The sequence below is a fragment of the Noviherbaspirillum sp. L7-7A genome, from assembly GCF_019052805.1.
In the GTDB taxonomy this organism is placed as follows: Bacteria; Pseudomonadota; Gammaproteobacteria; order Burkholderiales; family Burkholderiaceae_D; genus Noviherbaspirillum_A.
Map to the genome: position 1 here is coordinate 137518 of NZ_JAHQRJ010000002.1, position 18074 is coordinate 155591.

Below are 18074 nucleotides of genomic sequence, written 5' to 3' on the forward strand. Positions count from 1 at the left end.
GTCAATAATCCTGTCTATATTGTTGATCAAAATGCAAGAAGAGGCGTTGCGCCTTCGCAATCGGCCTAGTGGCATGTTCCGGTTTCGGCGTGGAGATGTATGTATTTTGCCGCGCGCAGCAAGGCTGGTTTCAGCCATCTGCGCAATAAGGTGATTGCGGATAAGGTGCGCATCTCCTGAAACTGGAATGCTAGGCAGCATGCCAATTGCATCTCTTCGAGGCCTGGTCAGCGTGATCGACATTGCCATTCCCGGCCTGCGCGGCCTTGGCGCGGTCACGGTGCTCAGGCAGAGCCTGTCGCAGTTTGTGGCGCATGACATGGTGACCCATGCCAAGGCAGTGACTTTCCAGGTGCTGTTCTCGTTTTTCCCGTTCGTAATCCTGTTCATGGCGCTGCTGGGCTACCTGGAAATTTCCAGCCTTTTCGATTACCTGCGCCGGCAATCCGAAGTGTTTTTCCTGCGCCAGACGGGGCCGCAGCTCAATGCCATCATTGACCAATTGCAGCAGCGTCGCCACGGCATGCTGTCCTTCGGCATCGTGTTCGCGCTGTGGGCGTCATCCTCGGCAATGCGCGCGATGATGAAAGCCATGAACGTGATCTATGGCGTCAAGGAAGAGCGACCCGTATGGAAGCGTTACCTGCTATCCGTGCTAGCCACGCTGGCAGTGGGGGCCGCGCTTGCGTTTGCGGTGACCCTGCTGCTAGTGCGGCCGGCGGCGATGGCGGTGCTGGCCGAAGACCTTGGCCTGCCGCACTGGTGGGCCGGGATGTGGGCCTGGTATCTGCGCTGGCCCGCGGTCCTGCTGCTGCTAACCGCTGTCGTGACGGTGATCTACTGGATCGCGCCGGATGTCGAGCAGCGCTTCCAGTTCGTCACGCCCGGCGCCTTCATCGCGGTGCTGGTGTGGTTTGGCGCCTCCTTGAGCTTCGACTTCTATGTACGCAATATCGGCAGCTACGACAAGCTGTACGGCAGCGTCGGCACGGCTGTGGTGCTGCTGCTGTATTTCTTGCTGACCTCGTTCATCCTGCTGTTCGGAGCCGAGCTCAATGCCGCGATCGAGCACCTGGACCCGGCCGGCAAGAACCCGGGCGACAGAAGCGCAGGTTGAGCGGCCCGGGGAAGCCGCGCCGCCGCAAGGGCGCGCTTTGCGGCGTTTCCCCGACTATTCTGGCGCCGCGGCAGGTCGTCCGTTCGCTTGCGTCCGGCAGAATCCCTATGGCATCGATGGACGCCTTATTTGGCAAGAGGCTGCTAAGGTTTGGTACGCCATTGTGCAGGCCGTTATTGCGCCGTAGCGAGAATGCCATCCTGGCCAGCAAGAGGTATGTCGGCGTGGGCGATGCCCTCATCCTATTTTTATCGAGGTCGTCCCTTGCAATCCCATCCCGATATTGTGCCAATTTGTCGATCGCTAAGGCAGCCGGTTGCTGCGCGAGTGCGATGAGGTTGCCGTTGCCAACGACAACCAAGCCGCCTGTCAATAAGGTCTGTTGTTTTGATCGTTCAAGTTCGTCGTGTCCGAAGGCGATTAGGTTTTCTGATAGGAGCAGCTCATCCATGGCTATAGTGGTTTTCGGCGCCTCGCAGATCAGTTGCAAGCCTTCTACCGTTATGGCGCAGCCTCGCGGGAAAGGGAAGTCAGTGCGGGATTGCCAGTCAAGTGCTGGGTAATGTCAGCGAGATCCCGCTTGCCCGGCACGGCGTTATCCAGGCGCGCGTTGACGGGGCAGGGTGCAGCGCGTGTCCTTTAGAGCAGCCAACCTGCCTTACCCGGGGCGAACTAGCTGTCGTACAGGTCGAGCTCGCCTCCCGCACCCGTCGACCGTATTGGGCCCGGCCCCAGCGACGGGTCGTGGCAATGTTGCAGCCGGATTCGCCAATAAACTTCAGATGTCGGTCCGAGCGGGTGGCAAGTTGCGTCCGGTACTCGTGCGGTATTGCTGACGTGTCAGTAATACAGTCGGTGTGTCCCGTTCGCTGGCATGAATGGTCTTTTTTCCAACGCATGTGCAGCCGCTGCATGAGTCGACAGATACAGCTGCTGGTCACACAACCTGCATTGTGCTTCCAGTCGCTCGGTGAACTCGGCCAAGGTAAGATCATTCTGCTGCTTAAGCCAGCGCTGCACTTGGGCGTAGGTAGCCGATAGCACGCATTAGACTGCATCAAGTCCAGAACATCACACCGTCAAGCATTTCGACAACTGCGCTAAGCGAGTTGCGGTTGCGACCGCGACGTGGCCCTGGCCGGATCGTTGTGTCCATCCACGCAGGAAGTGGCCGGTGCAGTGTGCTATGGTGAAAAATTGGATGGGCTAAGAATACATCAGTCCGGCGCCACGCCGGTCCGCAAACTCCAGCCTCTGCAGCGCGGGGGTCAGCCAGCCTTGGCTGCGCTGCGTACCGCCGGCGGCGCCGCGCTCGAGCTGTCTGTTTGCGCGCTGGGGGTGCCGGCCAGAACGGCTGCGGCAATGCTCAATGCGATGCAGCCAAGGACGGCGAGCGCGGAAGACAGAACGATGCTTTTCATGGTGCGTAGGAAATGTGAAATCAGAGGGGAGCTGCAACGCAATGATAGCGGCCGGATTTCTAGTTGGAAAGGATTCCGGCTCGATGAGGCAAATAAACGACGTTTTTAATGGCGGCTCGGCGGCCAGCCGCATTGCCCAGCGTTTGCCAGCCTTGTCTTTGGATCAGACGGCTGGCCCGCGACGTTCGTTCTAGGTCACCGCCCATGTCCGCAATAGCGCCAACAACATCGGTGCGGCAATGAAATACTCCTTGCCATGTTGCTGCTGAATGCCGCCAGATGGTCCCAATGCGCCTGGCTTGCCACGCGTTTGGCCTCCACCTTGCGTCGCAGGTCGCTCGTGGAGCGCACGATGACCGCCGGATTATTGTCGCGCAACATCATGGATTCGCCGGCATTGCGCAGCGCAAGCAGGCAAAGTTCTTCCTGCTCCATCTCGCACAAGATCTGATACATCCATTCTCGGGTAGCGGCCAGCGAAGCGAGTGCAACCTAGCGCTGCGGCTGCCCTGCTTCATTTCGGGTGATGCTTTTGACTTTCCGAGCATTCTTCAAACGCTCGCGATGACGCCTCGCAACTGCGTTCAGCGGGCCTGCTGCCGCGAACTGTCCGCGGACGTCGGGTGGATGCGTCCCCGCAGAAGCTCGCGGGCAATCGTGGAATCGCGCTAGTCAAGTAGCGCGATATTGCCGATGGGCCGGAAATTCTGTTGTCAGTTCGATTTTGAGTCCATCGGCTTTTGCTCCGGCAAGATTGTTAAGGGCAGCGCATGGGTGTGCACTACCCAACCTGCTGCCGCGGCATTCTTCCTGACGGTCCAGGTGCCGCAAGCAAGACCGGAAATGACTGTCATCAATGCAATAGACTCAAGCGTTCCTGGTCTTTCAACCGTTTGTCATACGTGAGTCGCGTTCTCCGGGCAGGGCAGGCAATTTACCTGGCTCGCCTTGAATTGATTCCGTTCACTCCTGCCAAATGAAACTTAGAAAACTTTTTCGTTGAACCGAATTTATCCAGTGGATGGCGAAAAAGGAAAAAATTTTGGGTATATTTCATTTATTTAATGAAAATTCTCCACTTTTTGACAATTGTTTCCGAAGCAATTAACTTGATAAAATTTTTCAAAAGAAAATGTAGAACCTAAATTTTTGTACGGTAAAGATACTTTCAAAAAATGATGCGGCGACTTCGGCGTATTTATTTAATATAAGAAATTGAGAGAATGAAAAGTGTACCGTAGAAATATTGAAATAAAGTATAGGTGCCTGTTTCTTAAGTATTGTAGTTACTCTATCTAAACTAAATATTTTCTGTAAAGAAAAAGAAGGGGAGTCGCTCTGTGGCTTTTTGAAATAGTGACGGTGACAATAAATGCTGATCCTTTCTTGTAAAAAAGTTTATGTGGAAATGATAAAAATTTACATCGGGAAAATATTTATGTCGAATTTATTTACACATTGGCTTTCAATTGATGAAACAAATTAATTAAGCTGTTGATTCTTAAAGTTTGCCTTTTTATGGCATGCGCCTTGCAATGGGTTATTTCCAGGAAGTGGATAAAAGATATTAGCGAAAGCCTTTCCTTTATTGCGAACTGGCTTGTATTCAAGCTTTTGATCGGAGAAAACACCATGCGCTTTACCATGAAGAAAAAAGTTTTGGCGTGCAGCATTGCGGGAGGTCTGGCGCTGTTCGCGTCGGGCGCGGGGGCTCAGGCGTTCCCGGACTTTGCCGTGAATGAAATTGCCGTTCCTGGCGCAAACGCGGGCATAGTTAACGCCGACAAAGTGACCGGCAACTACGTGGAGGTAATTACTTTTACCGGTAACAGCTTCAACGTCTCGCTGCTATGGCAGGCCGGCCAGTTCGTGGCCAACAACGGTACGACGCCGGTCGCTTCGCAGCTTGGCGGGGTGACGTCCAACCAGTACGGCTTGTACGCGCTGTACCGGGGCAACGGCACCTTTAGCGCTGGTCCCAATGGGACAACCAGCTTCAACTTTACGCCCGGCGGCAGCCTGTCCGTGTTCCTGGACCCTGGCAGCAATACCACCTTCACCCAGCCAGGCAATGGCGCCACCGCCTGGAGCACAGGCAACGCGGGTGATGACATCCAGGTCGCCAATGGTGTCCCGACTTCCGGCCAGGGAACGCTGGACCCCAATCTGCCGACCTGTTCAGGCACCGGCGGCAGCGGCATCAACTGCGGCAGCTTCGGCGCCTCGTCGTCCTGGGTGCTTACTTCGGCAGGCAGCGCCTACTTCACCACGCCCAATCCGTTCTTCAACGTGTCGTTCCAGTCCGGTCAGCTCAATAACTTCAACCCGAGCGGCACCCAGGTCATCAATGGCTCGCTGGATGTGGTCTTTGGGGGTGGCGGCCAGGTTCCCGAACCGGCCACCCTGGCCCTGCTGGGGCTAGGCGCGCTTGGCCTTAGCCTGTCGCGGCGCAGGAGGCGCTAGGTAGGCCCCGTCGCAGGACGTTCTCAAGGGAGACCGCCCGCTGGCCTGATGCAACGCAGGCCAGCCAGGCGGCTGGGTAGGCTGCCACGACCGAGCGTGGCAGCCTTTTTTCATAACTGCAGCAGGCGTCGTGTCGGCGCGCTGCGTCGCCCCGGCAGGTGGCCAGGCGAAGGGCCGGGTTGATAAGATTAGCGGTGCTGGCGGACTGACTCCCGCCGACGGCATAGCGAGACATATTCGGCAAGACAGCGCTCTGCCAGCAGATCGGCCAGTTGTAGCCGCGCCTGCGGGTCAGTGCCCATGGCCTGCATGACCCCTTCCGGCACGGCATGCACAGGCAATACGCCTGGCATGGCCGGCAAGTCCCAGGTAGCCGCATAGGCCGCCTGCTTGGACGGCTTGCCTTCCTGGCCCGGCAGGCACAGGTTCACGCGAGGCAGCGCATACGCCGTCGCCACGATGCGGCCGTGCAGGCTGCTGCCCAGGTAGCAGCGCGCGCCGGTAATGAGGGCGCAGATATTCCACAGGTTCAGGCTGGGCAGGATGGCTGCCGGCACGCGCATGCGGGCAGTCAGGCGCCGGTAACAGTCGATATCGTCATGCCAGTACGCGGCGCCTGCACGAAACAATGCGATGCCGCATCCGGCCTCGCGGGCCGACTGGTCAAGGGCACGGGCCAGTGCATCGAGCGTGGCGTCGTCGCCGAAATCGGCGCTGAACTGCACGGCCAGATAGCCGCGCGGGAAACGCTGGCGCAGTGCGGACAGCGCGCTGCCGTGCGCGTGGCGGCGGATGCGGCGGTCCAGCAGCCTTGCCGTCAATACCGCCGGGTCGGGCATCAGCCGGCTGGCGATGCCGGCACGCGCCAGCAGCGCGTGGGTGAGATGGTCGCGCACCGACACGGCCTCAGCACGGCGCAGCTTGTCCAGTACTTCGCGCTGCATCGCAGCCTCGCACCCGGCCAGACCGACTCCCCCGACGGCGACATGCAGCAGCCGCAGCGCGCCCGCAGGCGCTCCAGGGGCCGCCACATACGGCGCCAGGTCGGGGCGGCGCAGCCGGCCATGCGCCCAGGCCGTCCGGGTGGCAAGGTCATGATCCAGACGGCTCGCCAGCGGCGTCGCCTGCCGCGCCGGCAGCAGCATCACTGCAGCCTCCCAGGCACTGCAGGTCAGCAGCTCACCGCCGGCATGGACCAGCTCGATGCCCTGTCGGCGCTGCCGCGCCAGCACATCGGGCAGGGCCTGCACCCGCGTGCCGCCAAACGGGCGCAGATCTGCATTGGCCAGCCCCGCATAGACCAGCCGGCGCGGCCTCAGCACAACTTCGGCGACCCGGGCGAAAAGCAGGTCGCCGAAGTTGTGCCGGTCGAAGGCGCCAAAGACGATGGTGACGGGCTGCATCGCCTGGCTGGCAAGTGTCGAGCGCGCCTTATCCGCGCGACGGATTGAGCAGGTACTTTTCGCCTGTGCTGCGCCGGCCATACACGGCTACGGCGTCGGCGCCCAGCGCTTCGGACAGCGACACTTCCTTCGTGTAATGGCTGGCGAAGGTGGTGGTCAGTTCCGCGGCGACCCGCTGCTTGAGCCGCGCCACCACCTCGGGGCCGACTTTCTGCAGGAAGGGGAACAGCAGCCAGCCGCCCATGCTCCAGGTCATGCCGAAGTCGCGCACGATTTCGGTTGGCCGGGTGTCGAGGCCGCCGTAGATATAGACCTGCTTGAAGGTAGTGGAGCCATAGCGGCTGTATTCCTTCGCGGTGCGATTGGCCGCCGCTTCCATGCCAGACAGGATCTGGCCGGCCAGTCGGCCGCCGCCGATGGCGTCGAAGGCGATGGTGGCGCCGGTGCCGACCAGCGCGTCGGTCAGTTCCTGCATGAAGTTGTCGGTGCTGGAATCGACCACGTAGCGCGCACCCATGCCCCGGAGCAGTTCGGCCTGCTGCGACGAACGCACGATGTTGACCAGCCCGATGCCATCCCTGATGCAGATGCGGTTCAGCATCTGCCCGAGGTTGGACGCCGCGGCGGTATGCACCAGCGCCTTGTGGCCTTCGTTGCGCATGGTTTCCACCATGCCCAGGGCCGTTAGCGGATTGACGAAGGCCGACGCGCCCTGCGCCGCGGTCGCGCCTGCCGGCAGCGGCAGGCACTGGTCCGCCGGCACGCAGCGGTATTGCGCATACATGGCCCCGGCCAGCACCGCCACCGTCTTGCCCAGCAGCGCCTGCGCCGCCGGCGAGGCGCCGGCCGCCACCACCACGCCTGCGCCTTCATTGCCCACCGGTAGCAACTGGTCGAGCCGGCCCGCCATGCTCTTCATGCCGCGCTCCGGAATCGGCGCGGTGACCACAGGGCCGCTGGCATTGCGGCTGAAGACCGCGCTGGACATGTCGGCCGCGCCGAACAGCAGGCCGATGTCGGACGGATTGATCGGCGAGGCCTCGACGCGCACCAGCACTTCATTCTCGGCCGGCACCGGCACCGGTACCGGCGCCAGCGACAGTTCAAGCTCGCCGCTAGCCTTGACCAGCGAGCGCAGTTCCAGGGCAGTGTTTTGGATCGGGGTAGTCAATTGTCGTCTCCTTGTTTGATAGGCCTGCGGCAGGTCGGGCAGGGGAAAGCGGCAAAGCTTAACACCGGCCCGACTTGCCGGCTTGTGCCAGGTCCGGCGCCGTCGCCGTGGCGCGCTGCTCTTCCGGCAACCAGGCCACGATGGCAGCGGTGCAGACCGAGATGCCGGCCATGATCATGAGCAGTGTGGTGAAGCCGCCAGCCTTGACCACCGGGCCCAGCAGCCAGACCGCGATTGAACTGATGCCGAACGACACCGCCAGCCGCATGCCGGTGGCGCGCGAGCGCATGCGGTCATCGACATAGCGCACGATCAGGGCATCGGTAAAGGGAATCGCGCCGAAGATGCAGATCATGGTGGCCAGCAGCAGCGCATACAGCGCCCAGCCGCTGGAAAACGCGGCCAGCAGCAGCAAGGGCGCCTGGGCGCAGGCGATGCAGAGGTAAAGCCGCTTGATGCGCATGCGATCGATCAGCTGGCCCACCACCAGCTGGGCCAGTGACGCCACCGCGTACACCGTGGCCAGCAGCATGCCCAGCCGCGCCGGATCATCGATCGTGCCCTGCAGCCGCTCGGCCAGCAGGCGGGCATTGCCATTGGTCGAGAAATTGAACAGCAGGCTGCTGGAAACGGCGGCCGCGGTCATCACCACGAAGGCCCGCGCTACCAGCTCCGGCGGCAGCGCTGCGGCGGCGCTGGCGGCGCGTCTGGCGTGTGGCGCCATCTCGGCTGGCGCCACACGCCAGAACAGCAGGCCGCAGGCAATTGACAGCAGGCCGGGTGCGACGAAGGCCGCGCGCCAGCCGTGCGCCTGGATCAGCAAGCCCGTCAGCACTGCTGCCAGCGCCACGCCGAGGTTCCCGGCCAGGCCGTTGATACCGATCACGGCGCCCGGACGGCGGCTGCCCTGCACCACCATCGGTATGCCGACCGGATGGTAGATCGAGGCGAAGGCGCCGAGCAGTGCCAGTGCGCCTGCGAGCTGCCAGGCATTCCGGGTGCAGGCCACCAGCAGGGCCGACGCGCCCAGGCCGAGGAAGAATACCGTCATCATCTGTCGCCTTCCCCAGATGTCGCCGAGCCGGCCCGAGGGCAACGAGCCGAGGCCGAAGAGGAAGAAGGCGCCGACGCCATAGGGCATCAGGTCTTCCCAGCGGGCGAAGCCAAAGTCGGCCGCGATCGAGGTGACCGCAGTGGCGAAGATCAGCATGAAGAGGTGGTCGAGCGCATGACCCAGGTTCAGCAGCAGGAAAACCGGACGGGAGGGAGCGGACATGGCGGCCTATGGGCAATGCGCTGGGGGCGCGAGAGCATGATTCTGCCGCGAAAGCCGGTTAGCGACAAATCGTTCGGTCAGGCAGACAGGCCGGCGCTGTGCTACATTCCGGGCGCGGTTTCCGGCCATGCCGGACCGCATACGTTCTCAGGGCGAGGTGAAATTCCTCACCGGCGGTAATGGCCAGGCAACTGGTCCTAGTCCGCGAGCGCTTGCCGCCGCACCGGCTTATCTGGGTTGCGGCAAGGTCAGCAGACCCGGTGCGATTCCGGGACCGACGGTTACAGTCCGGATAAAGAGAGAGCGGGATAGTGCCTGCCAAGCCGGCTGTTGCGGCGCGGGCTGCCTTGTCGTGTCATGCGGTGACGAGGCAGCCGCGCCTGGCCGGCAGCCATGCCACTCACGCATGGCGCGCATCCTTTCCCATCGATCGCAAGCCCTGTTTTTTGTCCATCGAAAACAGGAGTAACAAGCATGCAGTCCATTCAAACCATCCAATCCATCCACTCCGGCGACACCGCTGCCGCCCTGCCGGGTAGCCGCATTGCCTTCATCCAGGCCGGCTGGCACAGCGAGATCGTGAACCAGTGCCGGCTGTCCTTCCTGACCGAAATCGGCCGCCTCGGCCATGCCGGGAGCGACGTTGATTTCTTCGAGGTCGCCGGCGCTTTTGAAATTCCACTGCATGCCAAGCTGCTGGCGCAGAGCGGCCGCTATGGCGCCATCGTAGGCGCCGGGCTGGTCGTGGACGGCGGCATCTACCGTCATGAGTTCGTTGCCCAGGCGGTAATTTCCGGCCTGATGGACGTGCAGCTCTCCACTGGCACGCCGGTGATTTCCGCCGTGCTGACGCCGCATCATTTCCACGCCGGCGCGGAGCACCGCGACTTCTTCGCCGCGCATTTTGTGGTCAAGGGCGAGGAGGCCGCCAAGGCCTGCCATGCCACCATGCAGGCGGTGCGCCGGCTGCGCGGCCTGCCTGACGCAGGGACGTGAGTCGTACGGCGGCCCGCATGCAACGCCAGCGCGGTTCCGTGATCCAAGCCGGTGTTGCTGATTGCGGAGGACGCGATGTTCGTATTCTTTTCCAGCCGGCTCGGCTGCCTCGGCTCTATTGCCGTATCGCTGGTGCTAACCTTATTGCTGCTGTTGCTGCTGGGTGTGTTCTGAGGCCAGGCCGCAAGCGCGCCATGGCCTGACGTGGCAACGCCTGGGCACCGTCGAGGCGGCCAGGCGTTGTGCCGGGGCTTTTGCCGGAACGCGTTGCCGCGTTCCGGCATTTCCGGTCAGGGGATAAAGTTCAGCGTCTCCGGCAGATCCTTGCTGGGCACTTCAAAGATATCGCCCATGCCATCCGGGTCTATTACCGTTACGCCATTGCTGATGAAGAACTCGGCAATCTGCTGCTGAGCCCCGATTGCGAAGGCTGCCGCCGCAGGATTGGCGATGTTGGTCAGGAAAGTGTGTGGATTCTTCGGCACCGCCGGATTGGCCTTGTAAGCCAGGTCGTTGCGGTACTGCACGGCCGCGTTGGCCAGCTTGCCGGCGCGCAGGATCGCGGTGGTGGTGGGATTCGGCACCGTCTGGTCGCCACGCGCAAATTGGATCAGCACTGGCTTGGCGCTGTTGCCCGGCAACGGGTGGGACCGGATGAACGGCGCGTACGACACCGGGTTGCCGGCTTGCTGCGCCCACTCGTTGCGGTCGAGCAGCTGCTGAATCGCCATTGCGCCCGGCACATTGTTGACCACCGGCGGCAGGTTGCGCAGCGGGATGTTTTCATCGAAGTTGATGCCTCCCGCCGGCGGCAGGTTGATCAGCGACGGCAGCCGGCTGGCCAGCGCGATGCCCGTCAGCGGACGAAATCCGCCCAGCCTTGCCACCTCGGTGATGGAGCCGCCCGGCACGTTGGGCACGCCGGCCTTGATGCGCGGTTCCACGCCCAGCAGGATGGTGCCGTAGATGCCGCCGAAGGACTGGCCGGCATAATAGATCCGTTGACGGTCGAGATCGGCCTTGCCGTCCCCGTCCACGTCCATGCCGTTGTCCACCACGCTCACTAGTTGCATCAGATCAACCACGGTCTGGCGCAGGCCATCGCGGCTGCCCAGCACCGTGTAGGGTGGGGCGGCGTTGACGCCTTCGGTGGATTCAATCGCGCCGTCGCCGTTTTGGTCATAGCCACGGCCGCCGGCTGGCACGGTGACTGTGTTGCCGCCGCTGGTGACCGTCAGCGTGCCCTGCTCACCGCCTCCATGGCCCACCACCTGTATTGCCAGGGTCGCAATGCCTTTAGCGGCGAAAGTCGATGCCACCGTCCATGGCGCACCGTACATGCTGTCGGTAAAGCCGTGGCCGAAGATGGCAACCGGGTAGCCGTTGGCTGGTTTTGCGCCAGATGGCAGGAACAGCTGGAACACCAGTTTTTCATTGCGCTGTGGCACAGGCTGGCCGGTGCGGGTTGGTGTTGGCGAGATGTACTTGGCATCGTTCAGATAGCTGGGCGAATTGAAAGTGCCATAGGCAATGTGTCCTACGGCGCCTGGTACGACCTGCAGCGCCGTGACCGGCAGCTGCGATGTGGCGAAACTGGTGGCGCCCGTCTGGCGCTTGAAGGAAATGGTGGTGCCGGCCACCGGAAACACTGCCCGGGCATTGCCGTTATTGCCGATTATGAAGCTAGCGGTCGGCTTGGCGCTCTTGACCGACTGCATGATCTTGTACAGATCGGTGCTGATACTCTGGGTGGAAAACAGGGTGGCGGCGGCCACCTTCAGGTTGGCCGGAATGCGCGAGCGCAACGCATCGCGCAACTCGCGCCGGTATTCGCTGGTCTCGCGGCGCTGATCGCTATCGTCATTATCCATGTCGATCGATTTGAGCTTTTTGCCGCTGGCATCGCGCACGCCGTCGGTAACAAGCAGTACATAGCGGGAATGCTCGTTGAGCAATTCATCTGATTCGAAGGCCAGGGTCTTGCTGGCCGGGTCCCATACCACCTGGTTAATACCGACCTTCTGGCCGGCGCCCGCGCCGTTGAGCGTATCGCCGAGATTCATCAGGAAAATCGTGTTGCTGTTGACGGTACGGGGGTCGATGTCGCCGTTGAAGGGCAGGGTGATGCGAGGCTGGGTGGAAAAGCCGTCCAGGGTGTTGAGCACCCTGATGTCGGCGCAGTCGCTGGGCCGTATGGTGCAGTTGGGCAGCGGCAATGCTACGCGGCGGCCGGTGTTCTGATCGGGGTCGGCGACGGTAAAGCGGTCGCTCGGGAAGGGGCTGCCAGCCGGATCCGACAGGTCATAGCGGATGGCGACGCCATCGGCCAGCACAGTCAGTGGAAGGGCAAGCAACACCACGGCAGACGCCATGCGGCGGCCAGTATTTTTCAACATGCATGTCTCCTGGTTTTTGGTGTTTTAGGCTAGGGCCTGATGGCGGGCCGTTCGCCGTGCCTGAGAATCCGTCACAATTAATTTCCAAAATGTAATTTAAACTTTTCCCTATGGAAATATAAGTCATTGTTTTATAACGGAATTCGTTGCATGATAGTATTTCGAAATTTAGTGCAGGGCAATTGAAATAATGTGCGGTTTACGCCTTTATCAATAGTAATTTGCATAGTCATTCGGGAATTTTCGCGGTTTGATCCCGAGACGACTGCTTTGCTCGGCCTCAGATAAATAAGCTTGCAGTTCGACGGAATAGGATGCCCGACAATGACTCGCCCATTTTTTCCGTGATGCAGCAATTCGATGATCGTTCTGATTCAGTGAAGGAACGTTGTGCAAATCGCTTTGCACTTAAGTTAGTCAATAGAAAAGGGCGTTTTGCCTGTTGCGTCGGCGGGTTGCCTGATATCGCTTCCACCGCGCGCTTTTATCCTGCGGACCGGGCCACTTTCAGGCTCCTGAGGTCGCAAGCTATTCAAGACAGGGTGGCCAGTTGTTGTCCGTCAGTAAGCGAGTATCATGCCGCGATGGATATCAACAGAGACCTGCTGCCGCCGTTTGTGGATCTGCTGCTAGATGCGGTTTTCCTTGTCGGTCTAGACGGCCGTGTCGTCTATGTCAGCGCAGGCTGCGAACGCATCTTCGGCTACACGCCGCAGGAGTTCACAGGACAGTGGCTGCTCGACCATGTTGCTCCGCAGGACCGTGCGCGCACGCTGGAGGAAGCCAGCAAGGTGGTGGCCGGCTGCGACCGGGTAGGCTTCGAGAACCGCTATGTGCACAAGGATGGCCACCTGGTGTCGATCATGTGGTCGGCCCGCTGGTCCGAGGCAGCACAACTGCGCATTGGCGTCGCCCGCGACATCAGCGAACGCAGGCATGCGGAGCAGATGCAGGCGGCAACCTATGCCATCTCCGAAGCAACGCACGAAGCCACTGACCTGAATCAGCTGTTCCAGGAAATCCACCGCATTATCGCTACGCTGGTGCCGCTGACCGGCTTTGCGGTCATTACCTGCGACGCCATGACTGGCCAGCCGGCTTTTGCCTGTCGTCCCGGCCAGCATGCGTCCCCGCGACAGGCCCGGGACGCAGAAACGCTGCGGCATTGCGCCACCGTGATCCGCACCGGTGAGGCCATGGTATTGCCCGAAGACGAACCGGGCGCGCCATTGTGGCTTGCCATGCCGTTGGTATCGCACAAAGAGGCAATCGGCGTCCTGCTGGTCAGGCAGCCGGCTGGGATGACGCAGACCGACAGGGACAGGGAATTGCTGCATTTCGTCGCGGCACAGGCAGCCACGGCGATTCGGCGCAGGAATCTCAACGATGAGCTGTTGCGCCTGGCACGCTACGACCAGTTGACCGGGCTGGCAAATCGACGCCTGCTGGAAGACCGGATGGAAACGGTACTAGCACGCTGCCGACGCAAGCAATGCCGCGCCGCGGTGCTGTTCATCGACCTCGATGGCTTCAAGCAGGTCAACGACACCCTCGGCCATGCCGCCGGCGACCTGCTGCTGCAACACGTGGGACAGCAGTTGAAGCGCGTGGTGCGGGAAGTCGACACGGTGGCCAGGTTAGGCGGCGACGAATTCGTGGTCCTCCTGGAAGAGGTCGCGCAGGAACAGCAGGCAATCGTGGTGGCCAATACGGTGCGCAGGGCGCTGCAACAGCCGGCGTATCTGAACGGGCAACCGGTGCAGACGCGCGCCAGCATCGGGCTTGCCTTCTATCCCGACCATGGCCTGGAAGCAGGCCATATCCTAAGGCATGCCGACCAGGCAATGTACCTTGAGAAGAAAAATAGCCAATCCCCGCAGGACTGAAGCTGCTGCCGGACGCGGAGCCGGCTTGTCAGCCCTGCCGTTGCAGCGCCGCCAGCTGGCTCAAAATGCCGCTGAACACAGGTTCAGATACCGAAGCCGGAAAGTCTGCTGGCAAGCGAGCGGCCACCTCGGCCAGGGCGGCCGGCGCGCGGGTGATGAAACGCTCGATCACCGCTTCGAAATCCGCGCCCACCGCATTGCGCCTGGCCACCTCATTCCAGTACCTGCGCTGAATTTCAGCCATCCGGTAATGGCCATTCCCGGCGCGTAGCGCCATGGCCATGCTTACCTTTTTCCAGGGCAGCCTGTTCGGGCCGTCGCCGATCACGGGCCAGGCTGACAGCACATCGTATAGCGGCGTCAGGCGGAAGGCGCCGCCGCGTTCTAGGAAGATGCTGAAATTCTTGGCATGCCCGTCCGGCGCGGCGAGCAGCCAGAACAGCAACTGCGCCGCGAGAAAGGTCTCGCGGTCCCGGCTTGCCAGGCTGCTGCCGCGCAGCCGGTCGAGTATGGTCGCCATGCCGGGCCCGCCGCGGCTCTCGTACTTCAGTTCGACCGGGCAGCCCAGCGCCTGGCAAAAATCTTCCTGCGGCAGTCTGGCGATCCAGCCATCCATGCGGCGCCGGTCGAAGCGTTCCACTACCAGCACCTTGTGCCGGCCAAACCGTTCGATATGGCTGCTGGCAGCTTCTAGGCCAAAGGCCCTGGCCAGCAGTGAACAGAGCCATTCATTTTCTACCGAGGTCGAGAAGTCGGCGCGGGCGCCGCCGACTTCGCCCAGCGGCAGCTTCAGGATGTGGCTGGTGGGCGTGGCCGCCAGCGCCCGGCACCACTGGCCCTGCCACAGCAGTGCGGTTTTTTCCTGCGCGCCGGCGATCGAGATGCGCAGTTCCTCGCCATCGTCCATGGCTAGGCCGGTGCCGCCAATGGCGGCATCGAGCAGGCCTTCCACCTGGCTTTCCGACAGCGGCTCGGCCTCGATGGTTCGTACCTCCGGCGCGGCGGCGCCGGCCGGCAGCAGCATCACCGCGCCGACGCAGTCGCGCCCTATCTTTTCGATCAGGTCGAAGGCGCGGGTGGACGCGGCGCCGAACCGGCCCGCCAGCCGTTTCCTGATCGCCAGGCTGTCGGGCAGCAGGTTGTCGAAGTAATGCTCGACCGGCTCGCCGCTGAAGGCATGGCTGCCCTGCGCCAGCGGCAAGGATAGCGACAGCGGCCGCGCATTGGGGCTGGACAGCCAGGCAGCGTGATAGGAGAAACGGTGGCTGGACCCCGCCAGCGTCCAGCGGCCCACCAGTTCGCCATTCATCCAGACGTCGAGCGCACGGCTGCGGGAAGGCCGGCCGGCCATCTACCACTGCTCCCCGGCATCCGGGGAGGGCGTTGCGGGCGCGCGCTCGCCGATGCTCCACTCGGCGTCCAGCGCCATGGCCAGCGTCAGCAGGGTGTCGAGGTTGACCTTTTCCGGCCGGCTCTCGATGGCGGAAATCCGTTCCTGCGACAGGCCAACCCGCCGTCCGAGTTCTGCCTGCGACCAGCCCTTGGCCTTGCGCAGGCTGCGCAGTACCGGGCCCAGCTGTCCGGTGGTGCGGATGGGCATCATCATTCAGGCTCCTTAGGCAGACGGTGATGGAAGCGGGACAGCGAGGTTGCAGCGTTCAATCATGTTGTCATGTTATATCTTAAAGCGAATAAATAGAAATTATTATTTTAAAAGAATAATAGTTGTTTATTCGTTAAAAAAGGTACCCAAGGCAATATTAAAGATGATGTCAGATGAGGCCAGGAACACAGGAAGCCGCTTGCTCTAACAAAGTCCGATGTTCAGTTGCTTCGAACCGACAATGGACGAATAAAGCCATTGCGTGCACCATGGCAGCAACCGGCCGCTACAGGAAAGCGGCGCTGTCCCAGTCCCACCCACAAAAAGAAGAGGAGATGCGTCATGATTGTATCCAATGCACTCGTCGTGCTGCGCCGTGAAGGCTGCGTTGCCTGGCTGATCCTGAACCGTCCGGACGGCCTCAATGCGCTCGACATCCCGACCGCCAATGCCTTTCATGATGCCTGCGCCGAGTTGGCGGCGGACGCCGGCGTACGCGCCGTCGTGCTGCGCGGCGAAGGCCGCACCTTCGGTGTCGGCGGCGACCTGGCGGCGTTGCGGCAGGACCCGGTCGGCACCGCGATGGCGCTGATCGAGCCGATGCACAAGGCGGTCAGGCACCTGGCGGCGATGAATGCGCCGGTGATCGCCAGCCTGCATGGCAGCGTGGCTGGCGGCAGCCTGAGCCTGGCCATGGCCTGCGACCTGGCAATCGCCGCCGATACCGCCCGTTTCAACCTAGCCTATGTGAATGTCGCCGCCAACTGCGACGTGTCGGGCTCCTGGAACCTGCCGCGCCTGGTCGGATTGCGCAACGCGATGGCCATTGCGCTGTTGGGCGATACCTTCGACGCCGCCGAGGCATTGCGGCTGGGCCTGATCAACCGGGTAGTGCCGGCTTCCACGCTGCAGGAGGAAACCGATGCGCTAGCGCGCAGGCTGGCCGATGGACCGACGCTGGCCATCGGCCGCATGAAGCGCCTGCTGCGGCAGGCGCTCGACAATGATCTCGACACCCAGCTCGACTTGGAGCGCGACAACTTCCGCGCCAGCGCCGCCACCGAGGACTTCGCCGAGGCGATGGACGCCTTCTTCGCGCGGCGCGCGCCGCATTTCAAGGGCAGGTAGCTGGCGGCGCCGCGCCGGGCTTGATCAAATCGCACCCTCATGACGGCAGTCCTTCCTGCCGCCGATTGGTTGAACTATGGATACCGGGCTTTCTCTACGAGTCAGCCCGGCGGCCCTGTCCGCCGGATTCATCATTTAATGATCAGCGGAGGCAAGCATGTCCAGGGTTCTCGTTCTCTATTACTCCACCTACGGCCATATCGAAACCATGGCGAATGCGGTCGCGGAAGGCGCGCGCGGCACGGGCGCGACGGTTGACATCAAGCGGGTGCCCGAAACCGCTCCGGCGGAAGTGGCGAAGAATGCCCACTTCAAGCTGGACCAGCAGGCGCCGGAAGCCAGGGTGGATGAACTGGAGAGCTACGACGCCATCATCATCGGCGCCCCGACCCGCTATGGCCGCATGCCATCCCAGATGGCCAGCTTCCTCGACCAGACCGGCGGCCTGTGGGCGCGCGGCGCGCTCAACGGGAAGGTGGGCGGCGCCTTCACCTCCACCGCCACCCAGCACGGCGGACAGGAAACCACGCTGTTTTCCATCATTACCAACCTGCTCCATTTCGGCATGACCGTGGTTGGCCTGCCCTATAGCTTCCAGGGCCAGATGACGATGGACGAGATCGTCGGCTGCAGCCCCTATGGCGCAAGTACCATCGCGGGCGGCAAGGGTGAACGCCGGCCCAGCCAACTCGAACTGGACGGCGCGCGCCACCAGGGCGAGCTGATCGCCAAAACGGCCAACAAGCTGTTCGGCTGAAGGCAGGAGGACAGGCAAGGAAGAGGGCAGCGGCTTGCTTTCTCTGGCACCCGCAACCGGCGAGCATGGGCTGCCGGGTGTCAGCCACCTTAGCCTGTCACCTCAGATATCCTCATCTGCCGTGCTCTTGCCGGCCTTGTTCTTGGCGTCCATATCGCTTCCCTGGATGATCGGATCTTCGCCGGGCACGGTTTCATGCACGATGGTGGGCTGGGCGGCGCGGTCGTCTTCGTCCGTCTGCGTGACCTTGCGGGTATCGGTGTCGCGGTTCATGGCAGTCTCCTGATGATGAAATAGGTGTCTATGTTGTGGACTCTAGGTCAGCGTGTTCCGGATGCCTATCGGACAAGCAGCGTATCGGTCGTCGGAATCGGCTGACAGACAGCCACAGAAATGTTGCGTCAAACGAAGGCGACGGCGGAATGGCTGAACCGAGGCTAGGCTTGCGGGCTCGACA

The 18074-nt window shown here is 61.9% G+C and carries 15 protein-coding genes and 1 riboswitch; of the genes, 6 read left to right on the forward strand and 9 right to left on the reverse strand.

Translation table 11 applies throughout. The features are described from left to right. The first annotated feature begins 199 nt into the window (after window positions 1-199). The gene (locus tag KTQ42_RS18845; protein ID WP_217347166.1) at window positions 200-1117 is read left to right on the forward strand and encodes a YihY/virulence factor BrkB family protein; all 918 of its coding nucleotides are present in this window, start codon (window positions 200-202) and stop codon (window positions 1115-1117) included. Window positions 1118-2385: 1268 nt separating this feature from the next. Here the strand turns inward: KTQ42_RS18845 and KTQ42_RS18850 are convergent. Next, a complete protein-coding gene (locus KTQ42_RS18850; RefSeq protein ID WP_194711922.1) occupies window positions 2386-2538 on the reverse strand; it encodes a hypothetical protein in 153 nt (50 codons plus the stop codon). 195 nt (window positions 2539-2733) lie between these two features. Next, window positions 2734-2973, reverse strand: a complete 240-nt coding sequence (locus KTQ42_RS18855) for a hypothetical protein (RefSeq protein ID WP_217347167.1) — start codon at window positions 2971-2973, stop codon at window positions 2734-2736. 1095 nt (window positions 2974-4068) lie between these two features. On the opposite strand from KTQ42_RS18855, the gene pepA reads away from it, so the two are divergent. Further along, a complete protein-coding gene (gene pepA / locus KTQ42_RS18860) occupies window positions 4069-5001 on the forward strand; it encodes a flocculation-associated PEP-CTERM protein PepA (RefSeq protein ID WP_249222989.1) in 933 nt (310 codons plus the stop codon). A gap of 188 nt (window positions 5002-5189) precedes the next feature. Here the strand turns inward: pepA and KTQ42_RS18865 are convergent, their stop codons facing one another. From KTQ42_RS18865 to KTQ42_RS18875, 3 genes are read right to left on the reverse strand one after another with little or no spacing between them, the layout of a single operon-like run. After that, on the reverse strand, window positions 5190-6404 hold the full coding sequence (locus KTQ42_RS18865; RefSeq protein ID WP_249222990.1) for a polysaccharide pyruvyl transferase family protein: 1215 nt from the start codon (window positions 6402-6404) through the stop codon (window positions 5190-5192). Between the two features lie 28 nt (window positions 6405-6432). Further along, entirely contained in the window at window positions 6433-7575 is a 1143-nt protein-coding gene (locus KTQ42_RS18870; RefSeq protein ID WP_249222991.1) for a zinc-binding dehydrogenase, read from the reverse strand. 58 nt (window positions 7576-7633) lie between these two features. Continuing rightward, entirely contained in the window at window positions 7634-8851 is a 1218-nt protein-coding gene (locus KTQ42_RS18875) for an MFS transporter (RefSeq protein WP_217347169.1), read from the reverse strand. 139 nt (window positions 8852-8990) lie between these two features. Further along, window positions 8991-9160, forward strand: a riboswitch (FMN riboswitch). 165 nt (window positions 9161-9325) lie between these two features. Between KTQ42_RS18875 and KTQ42_RS18880 the strand changes: the two genes are divergently transcribed. Then, window positions 9326-9847: a 6,7-dimethyl-8-ribityllumazine synthase gene (locus tag KTQ42_RS18880; protein WP_217347170.1), complete on the forward strand. Its 522-nt coding sequence runs from the start codon at window positions 9326-9328 to the stop codon at window positions 9845-9847. Window positions 9848-10137: 290 nt separating this feature from the next. Here KTQ42_RS18880 and KTQ42_RS18885 read toward each other — a convergent pair whose 3' ends face one another. After that, a complete protein-coding gene (locus KTQ42_RS18885) occupies window positions 10138-12243 on the reverse strand; it encodes an Ig-like domain-containing protein (RefSeq protein ID WP_217347171.1) in 2106 nt (701 codons plus the stop codon). Window positions 12244-12827: 584 nt separating this feature from the next. Here KTQ42_RS18885 and KTQ42_RS18890 point away from each other — a divergent pair. Beyond that, window positions 12828-14129, forward strand: a complete 1302-nt coding sequence (locus KTQ42_RS18890) for a GGDEF domain-containing protein (protein ID WP_217347172.1) — start codon at window positions 12828-12830, stop codon at window positions 14127-14129. 28 nt (window positions 14130-14157) lie between these two features. Here the strand turns inward: KTQ42_RS18890 and KTQ42_RS18895 are convergent, their stop codons facing one another. Together KTQ42_RS18895 and KTQ42_RS18900 are read right to left on the reverse strand one after the other, a co-directional pair. Beyond that, window positions 14158-15480, reverse strand: coding sequence for a type II toxin-antitoxin system HipA family toxin (locus KTQ42_RS18895; protein WP_217347173.1), 1323 nt, complete (start codon window positions 15478-15480; stop codon window positions 14158-14160). Further along, a complete protein-coding gene (locus KTQ42_RS18900) occupies window positions 15481-15735 on the reverse strand; it encodes a helix-turn-helix domain-containing protein (RefSeq protein ID WP_217347174.1) in 255 nt (84 codons plus the stop codon). A 339-nt stretch (window positions 15736-16074) separates the two neighbouring features. On the opposite strand from KTQ42_RS18900, the gene KTQ42_RS18905 reads away from it, so the two are divergent. Beyond that, entirely contained in the window at window positions 16075-16860 is a 786-nt protein-coding gene (locus tag KTQ42_RS18905; RefSeq protein WP_217347175.1) for an enoyl-CoA hydratase-related protein, read from the forward strand. Window positions 16861-17017: 157 nt separating this feature from the next. Further along, complete coding sequence (gene wrbA, locus KTQ42_RS18910; RefSeq protein ID WP_217347176.1) at window positions 17018-17617, forward strand: NAD(P)H:quinone oxidoreductase; 600 nt, start codon at window positions 17018-17020, stop codon at window positions 17615-17617. 102 nt (window positions 17618-17719) lie between these two features. Here wrbA and KTQ42_RS18915 read toward each other — a convergent pair whose 3' ends face one another. After that, window positions 17720-17890 carry a hypothetical protein gene (locus tag KTQ42_RS18915; protein WP_217347177.1) on the reverse strand — a complete coding sequence of 57 codons (171 nt, stop codon included), beginning with the start codon at window positions 17888-17890 and terminating at the stop codon, window positions 17720-17722. Between the last annotated feature and the right edge of the window lie 184 nt (window positions 17891-18074).

What these genes read in the sequence shown, in the direction of transcription:
- KTQ42_RS18885 (WP_217347171.1), bottom strand. Translation starts at nt 12,243, where the DNA reads ATGTTGAAAAATACTGGCCGCCGCATGGCGTCTGCCGTGGTGTTGCTT.
- KTQ42_RS18850 (WP_194711922.1), bottom strand. Translation starts at nt 2,538, where the DNA reads ATGAAAAGCATCGTTCTGTCTTCCGCGCTCGCCGTCCTTGGCTGCATC.
- wrbA (WP_217347176.1), top strand. Translation starts at nt 17,018, where the DNA reads ATGTCCAGGGTTCTCGTTCTCTATTACTCCACCTACGGCCATATCGAA.
- KTQ42_RS18865 (WP_249222990.1), bottom strand. Translation starts at nt 6,404, where the DNA reads ATGCAGCCCGTCACCATCGTCTTTGGCGCCTTCGACCGGCACAACTTC.
- KTQ42_RS18915 (WP_217347177.1), bottom strand. Translation starts at nt 17,890, where the DNA reads ATGAACCGCGACACCGATACCCGCAAGGTCACGCAGACGGACGAAGAC.
- KTQ42_RS18905 (WP_217347175.1), top strand. Translation starts at nt 16,075, where the DNA reads ATGATTGTATCCAATGCACTCGTCGTGCTGCGCCGTGAAGGCTGCGTT.
- KTQ42_RS18875 (WP_217347169.1), bottom strand. Translation starts at nt 8,851, where the DNA reads ATGTCCGCTCCCTCCCGTCCGGTTTTCCTGCTGCTGAACCTGGGTCAT.
- KTQ42_RS18890 (WP_217347172.1), top strand. Translation starts at nt 12,828, where the DNA reads ATGGATATCAACAGAGACCTGCTGCCGCCGTTTGTGGATCTGCTGCTA.
- KTQ42_RS18855 (WP_217347167.1), bottom strand. Translation starts at nt 2,973, where the DNA reads ATGGAGCAGGAAGAACTTTGCCTGCTTGCGCTGCGCAATGCCGGCGAA.
- KTQ42_RS18845 (WP_217347166.1), top strand. Translation starts at nt 200, where the DNA reads ATGCCAATTGCATCTCTTCGAGGCCTGGTCAGCGTGATCGACATTGCC.
- KTQ42_RS18880 (WP_217347170.1), top strand. Translation starts at nt 9,326, where the DNA reads ATGCAGTCCATTCAAACCATCCAATCCATCCACTCCGGCGACACCGCT.
- KTQ42_RS18900 (WP_217347174.1), bottom strand. Translation starts at nt 15,735, where the DNA reads ATGATGATGCCCATCCGCACCACCGGACAGCTGGGCCCGGTACTGCGC.
- KTQ42_RS18895 (WP_217347173.1), bottom strand. Translation starts at nt 15,480, where the DNA reads ATGGCCGGCCGGCCTTCCCGCAGCCGTGCGCTCGACGTCTGGATGAAT.